Here is a 5452-nt window from a genome sequence, read left to right on the forward strand (position 1 = left end):
GCCCAGGCCGGCGCCGCGCCATCGTCGGCACCGCCCTGTTCGCCTTCCAGCGCCTCGACCAGCTCGTCCAGCTCCTGGCGTGGAGACGGCGGGCGCGGCGCGGCGCGGCGCGGCGCCGCCATCTGCGGCACCACACCGGCAGCGGCCAGTTGTTCGTCCAGTTTCTCGTAGCGCTTGCCGATCGGCGCGTGCAGGTCGCGCTCGCACAGCTTGATCAGGACCAGGCGCACTTCCGGGGCCAGTTCACAGCCGGCAAAGGCCTCATGGATGGCCACGCCGATATGTTCAGGGCTGATCGGGTTGCTGTCGGGGTCCAGCTCCAGCCCGCCCGCGATCCAGCCCAGGCGGCGATCAAGGCGGCCCAGTACCGGCTTCCAGTCGCGCAGCAGCACGGTGGCGAAGTTGCGCACCGCCAGCCGCGATTCCAGCACATGCTCGGGCACCAGGCTCAGCCCTTCCTCCACCTGCCCGGCCAGGGTCGCTTCGGCCGACAGCGGCGCACCGCGTTCCAGCGCGTCCCAGGCCTGGGCCAGGTGGCCACGGAAGCCGCCCACGATGTCCTCGCGACGTCGGCGCAGTTCACGCATGCCGTCCAGGAACAGCAGCTGCGACGCGCCAGCGGTACCGGCACGGTCGAACAGCACGTCGTCGAAGCGCGCCAGCACGGTCGCGAACGACTCGGCCAACCCCGGCAGGGCCGCCTCGCGCGCAAGCTTCAACAGCGCCGGGTCGCGGCCCGGTTGCCCCGGATTGGTGGGCGTGGCGATCATGCGAAAAGGCTCCCCACCCTCGCTGGTACAGGATGCAGCATGGATACGACGGACGCGGGCGTCCCCAAGACGCCAGCATACGAATGGTAGGACGGCCCGCCGGTACGGGAAAGTGAATCAGTCCTCACTTTGAACCTCATGACCGGGTACGGCAGGCCTTGTATCGTAAGGCCAGCGCGGGTGGGAAGCGAGTACAGCGACGTGAAGGAGTGCCATTAATTAAGTGCGGTTCATCACGCTTTGTCGCAAATGGTCTGGAGATGCCCCAATCCCGTGTCATAAACCGCCGGGACTATAATCGAGGCACCGAATCGCCTCGCTGAGACCCCATGCTCGACTCCCCCGCGCTGCACGCCCTGGACGCCCGCCGTTCGGTCCCTGCCCTGCAACTGGGCGCCCCCGGACCGGACCCGGCCACCCTGCAGCGGATGCTGGCCTCGGCGGTGCGGGTGCCCGACCACGGCAAGCGGGTGCCGTTCCGGTTCCTGCGCATTGCCGGCGACGCCCGCCATCGCCTGGGCGAGTTCCTGGCCCAGCGCAGCCGCGAGCGCGACCCCACCGCCTCCGACGCGCAGGTGGACAAGGATCGCCAGCGCTTCAGCCACGCCCCGCTGATCATCGCCGTTGTCGCCAGCCCGACCCCGAGCCCGAAAGTGCCCGAACAGGAGCAGCTGATGACCGCGGGCTGCGTCTGCTTCGCCCTGCTGCAGGCCGCCCAGGCGCTGGGCTTTGGCGCGCAGTGGCTGACCGCGTGGATGGCCTTCGACCCCGCCGTGCACGCCCACCTGGGCCTGGCCGCGCACGAAGGCATTGCCGGCTTCATCCATATCGGCACCCCGAAAGTCGACGTCCCCGAACGCGAGCGTCCCGATCCGGCCGCGTTGCTGCAGGACTGGGTGGGCTGAGTGTCCGACCTCGCTCCCGTGCGCACCCCGCTGTACCTGGTCGACGCCAGCCTGTACGTGTTCCGCGCCTGGCATTCGATGCCCGACGAGTTCCAGGACCAGCAGGGCTGGCCGACCAACGCGGTGCACGGCTTTGCCCGCTTCCTGCTCGACCTGCTCGAGCGCGAACGCCCCCGGCACATCGCCATCGCCTTCGACGAAGCCCTCGACAGCTGCTTCCGGCACGGCCTGTATGCCGCCTACAAGGCCAACCGCGACCCGGCCCCCGACGCGCTGCGGCGCCAGTTCGCCCACTGCAAGGCCCTGTGTGCGGCGCTGGGCCTGGCCGTGCTGGCCCACCACGAATACGAAGCGGACGACCTGATCGGCAGCGCCCTGCATGCGCGCCGCCCGGCCGGCATGCGCGGGGTGATCGTCTCGGCCGACAAGGACCTGTCGCAGCTGCTGTTCGAACATGACGAACAGTGGGACTACGCACGCAACCAGCGCTGGGGCATGGCCGGGGTGAAGGCACGCCATGGCGTGCATGCGCACCAGATCGCCGACTACCTGGCGCTGTGCGGCGATGCGGTCGACAACATCCCCGGCGTGACCGGCGTGGGCGCCAAGTCCGCAGCGGTGCTGCTGGCCCATTTCGGCAGCCTGAACACCCTGTACGAACGCCTGGACGAAGTGCCGTTCCTGCGCCTGCGCGGTGCCGCGCAGATGGCGGTGCGGCTGCGCGAGCAGCGCGAACACGCGCTGCTGTGGCGGCAGCTGACCACGATTTCGCTGGATGCCCCGCTGGATGCGGCACAGGCCGATTTCAGCCGCACCAGCGCCGACCCGCAGATGCTGCAGGGCCTGTGCGAAGCGCTGCGCTTCGGCCCGTTGACCCGGCGCCGGTTGTTCACCGCCGCCGGCCTCTCCGACCCTTCCCTACCTGCCAGTGAGTTCGCATGAGCCCCGACACGCAAGCCCCGAAGGTCGTCTACGAAGGCAAGTACCAGCGCATGGTGCTGCGCGGCACGTGGGAATACAGCGAGCGCACCCATGCCGGCGGGCTGGCGGCGATCATCATCGCGGTCACTCCCGACGACCACGTGCTGTTCGTCGAACAGTTCCGCGTACCTCTGCAGGCCCGGACCATCGAAATGCCGGCCGGCCTGGTCGGCGACATCGATGCGGGTGAATCGATCGAAGCCTCGGCGGTACGCGAGCTGGAAGAGGAAACCGGCTGGACCGCCGACCACGCCGAGGTGCTGATGATCGGCCCGACCTCGTCCGGCGCCAGTAGCGAGAAGATCGCCTTCGTGCGCGCCACCGGCCTGCGCCGGGTCGGCGAAGGTGGCGGCGACAGCAGCGAGGACATCACCGTGCATGCGGTCCCGCGCGCCGGCGCCGCGGCCTGGCTGGTGGAGAAGATGGGCCAGGGCTACCAGCTGGACGCCAAGCTGTGGGCCGGGCTGTGGATGATCGAACATCACCTGGATGGCACGCCACGTGGCTGATTCGCGCGCGCAGGGTCCAGCGCCGCTGCTGGGCCGCGATGATCCGGCGATCTACTCGATCCACCGGGCGCAGGGCGCGTCGCCCTACATGCTGCTCGCCGACCATGCCGGCCAGCAGGTGCCGCAGGCACTGCAACACCTGGGCCTGCCGCAGGCCGAACTGGACCGGCATATCGGCTGGGACATCGGCATCGGCGGAGTCACCCGGGCCCTGGCCGCGCGACTGGACGCGTGGGCGATCGAGCAGACGTATTCGCGCCTGCTGATCGACTGCAACCGGCCGCTGGCGTCGCCCACCCTGATCCCCGAGGTCAGCGACGGCACCGTGGTGCCGGGCAACGCGGGGCTGTCCGACGCGCAGCGGCAGCAGCGCATCGATGCGATCCATGCGCCCTACCACGCGCGTATCGACGCCGAGCTGGCTGCGCGCGCGGTGGCCAGTCGCCCGACCCTGCTGGTGATGATGCACAGCTTCACCCCGGTGATGAACGGCGTCGCGCGGCCGTGGCATGCCGGCGTGCTGTACCACCGCGATACGCGCTTCGCACATGCCCTGCTGCACGCGCTGCGCGACGAGGGCGATCTGGTGGTGGGCGACAACCAGCCCTATTCGGTCAGCAGCAGCAGCGACTACGCGGTGCCCGTGCACGGCGAAGGCCGTGGGCTGGTACACGTGGAGTTGGAGATCCGGCAGGACCTGATTGCCGATGCCGCTGGCCAGCACGCCTGGGCAGAGCGCCTGGCGCGGATCTTCGTGACCCTCCAGACGCAGCTGCAGCCCACGTAGCGCCGGGCCCTGCCCGGCTCCACGCGATCAACCGGCAAACCGGTCCGTCGCGCGCACCAGCGCGTCGATGTTCTCCGCTTCGAACGCCGAATGACCCGACGCCGGGCTGATTTCCAGCGTGGATTTCGGCCACGCCTTGTGCAGTTCCCACGCGTTCTGCAGCGGGCAGACCACGTCGTAGCGACCGTGCACGATCACCCCGGGGATGTCGGCGATGCGGTGCGCGTCGCGCAGCAGCTGCTCTTCGACTTCGAAGAAGCCGCCGTTGACGAAGTAGTGGTTCTCGATACGCGCGAAGGCCAGCGCGAAGCGAGGGTCCTGGTGGCTGTCGACGAAGTCGGCGTCCACGTGCAGGAAGCTGGTCGCGCCTTCCCACACGCTCCAGGCCTTGGCGGCGGCCAGCCGGGTCGCTTCATCGTCGCTGGTCAGGCGGCGGTGGAAGGCGGAGATCAGGTCGTGGCGTTCCACCGGCGGGATCGGCGCCAGGTAGTGTTCCCATGCGTCCGGGAACAGGCGGTTGGCGCCTTCCTGGTAGAACCATTCCAGCTCCCAGCGGCGCAGCATGAAGATCCCGCGCAGGACCAGTTCGGTCACGCACTGCGGGTGCGCCTGCGCGTAGGCCAGCGCCAGGGTCGACCCCCAGCTGCCGCCGAAGACCTGCCAGCGCTCCACCTGCAGGTGTTCGCGCAGCTTTTCGATGTCGGCCACCAGGTCCCAGGTGGTGTTGTCGACCAGGTCCGCGTGCGGGGTGGAACGGCCGGCGCCGCGCTGGTCGAACAGGATGATCCGGTACTTCGCCGGATCGTGGAACTGGCGCATCTTGTCGCTGCAGCCGCCGCCGGGACCGCCGTGCAGCATCACCACCGGCTTGCCCTGCGGATTGCCGCACTGCTCGAAATACAGCGTGTGGCGGTCGTCGACCTTCAGGCTGCCGACGTCGTAGGGGGTAATGGCGGGATACAGCGTGCGCATGGGCGGAGCTCCAGGTGGAATGACAGCCCGCCCGGCATCAGCCGCGGCGGTCGCTCATTCTAGCGTCGCTGGCCGCCGTCCCAGGCTCACCCGGTCGCGCTGCTCGAGGTCGACTTCGGTCGCGACCTCGACGAACCCGGCATCGGCCAGCAGCGCGCGGATCGCTGCGCCCCGGTCCCACCCGTGCTCGAGCAGCAGCCAGCCGCCGGGCAGCAGGTGCGTCGCGGCCCCGGCGATGATCAGGCGGATGTCGTCCAGCCCATCGTGTCCCGAGGCCAGCGCGCTGGCGGGTTCGAAACGCAGGTCGCCACGCGCCAGGTGCGGGTCGTCGCTGGCGATGTAGGGCGGATTGCTGGCGATCAGGTCGAAGCGCTCCCCCGCCAACGGCGCATGCCAACTGCCCTGGCGGAACGCCACGTTGTCCAGCCCATGCCGGCGGGCATTGGCGGCTGCCACCGCCAGCGCGGCCGGGCTCATGTCGGTCGCCACCACCCGGGCCTGCGGCCGTTCGCTGGCCAGGGCCAGCGC

7 protein-coding genes are annotated in these 5452 nt (G+C 69.7%); 4 read left to right on the forward strand and 3 right to left on the reverse strand.

Going from position 1 to position 5452, the window contains the following annotated elements:
- Positions 1-770: DUF1631 family protein (locus RWO33_RS18910; RefSeq protein ID WP_314106827.1), on the reverse strand; the 770-nt coding region annotated here is incomplete at its 3' end.
- A 329-nt stretch (positions 771-1099) separates the two neighbouring features.
- On the opposite strand from RWO33_RS18910, the gene RWO33_RS18915 reads away from it, so the two are divergent.
- The 4 genes from RWO33_RS18915 to RWO33_RS18930 are packed head-to-tail and all read left to right on the forward strand — an operon-like array spanning position 1100 to position 3952.
- Positions 1100-1675: a nitroreductase gene (locus RWO33_RS18915; protein WP_314106830.1), complete on the forward strand. Its 576-nt coding sequence runs from the start codon at positions 1100-1102 to the stop codon at positions 1673-1675.
- Entirely contained in the window at positions 1676-2617 is a 942-nt protein-coding gene (locus RWO33_RS18920; RefSeq protein WP_314106833.1) for a 5'-3' exonuclease H3TH domain-containing protein, read from the forward strand.
- Entirely contained in the window at positions 2614-3165 is a 552-nt protein-coding gene (locus RWO33_RS18925) for an NUDIX hydrolase (protein ID WP_145481593.1), read from the forward strand. The genes RWO33_RS18920 and RWO33_RS18925 overlap by 4 nt, the downstream gene beginning before the upstream one ends.
- Entirely contained in the window at positions 3158-3952 is a 795-nt protein-coding gene (locus RWO33_RS18930) for an N-formylglutamate amidohydrolase (protein WP_314106834.1), read from the forward strand. The genes RWO33_RS18925 and RWO33_RS18930 overlap by 8 nt, the downstream gene beginning before the upstream one ends.
- Before the next feature lie 27 nt (positions 3953-3979).
- Here the strand turns inward: RWO33_RS18930 and pip are convergent, their stop codons facing one another.
- Together pip and RWO33_RS18940 are read right to left on the reverse strand one after the other, a co-directional pair.
- Positions 3980-4924 carry a prolyl aminopeptidase gene (pip, locus tag RWO33_RS18935; RefSeq protein ID WP_145481591.1) on the reverse strand — a complete coding sequence of 315 codons (945 nt, stop codon included), beginning with the start codon at positions 4922-4924 and terminating at the stop codon, positions 3980-3982.
- A 54-nt stretch (positions 4925-4978) separates the two neighbouring features.
- A partial coding sequence (locus tag RWO33_RS18940; RefSeq protein ID WP_314106836.1) for a HemK family protein methyltransferase occupies positions 4979-5452 on the reverse strand: 474 nt, incomplete at its 5' end.

The organism is uncultured Stenotrophomonas sp. (assembly GCF_963519925.1).
GTDB classification, from domain to species: domain Bacteria; phylum Pseudomonadota; class Gammaproteobacteria; order Xanthomonadales; family Xanthomonadaceae; genus Stenotrophomonas; species Stenotrophomonas maltophilia_AE.

Bases quoted from the DNA above. Each gene is read 5' to 3' on its own strand.
- RWO33_RS18915 (WP_314106830.1), top strand. From the start codon at position 1,100: ATGCTCGACTCCCCCGCGCTGCACGCCCTGGACGCCCGCCGTTCGGTC.
- RWO33_RS18925 (WP_145481593.1), top strand. From the start codon at position 2,614: ATGAGCCCCGACACGCAAGCCCCGAAGGTCGTCTACGAAGGCAAGTAC.
- pip (WP_145481591.1), bottom strand. From the start codon at position 4,924: ATGCGCACGCTGTATCCCGCCATTACCCCCTACGACGTCGGCAGCCTG.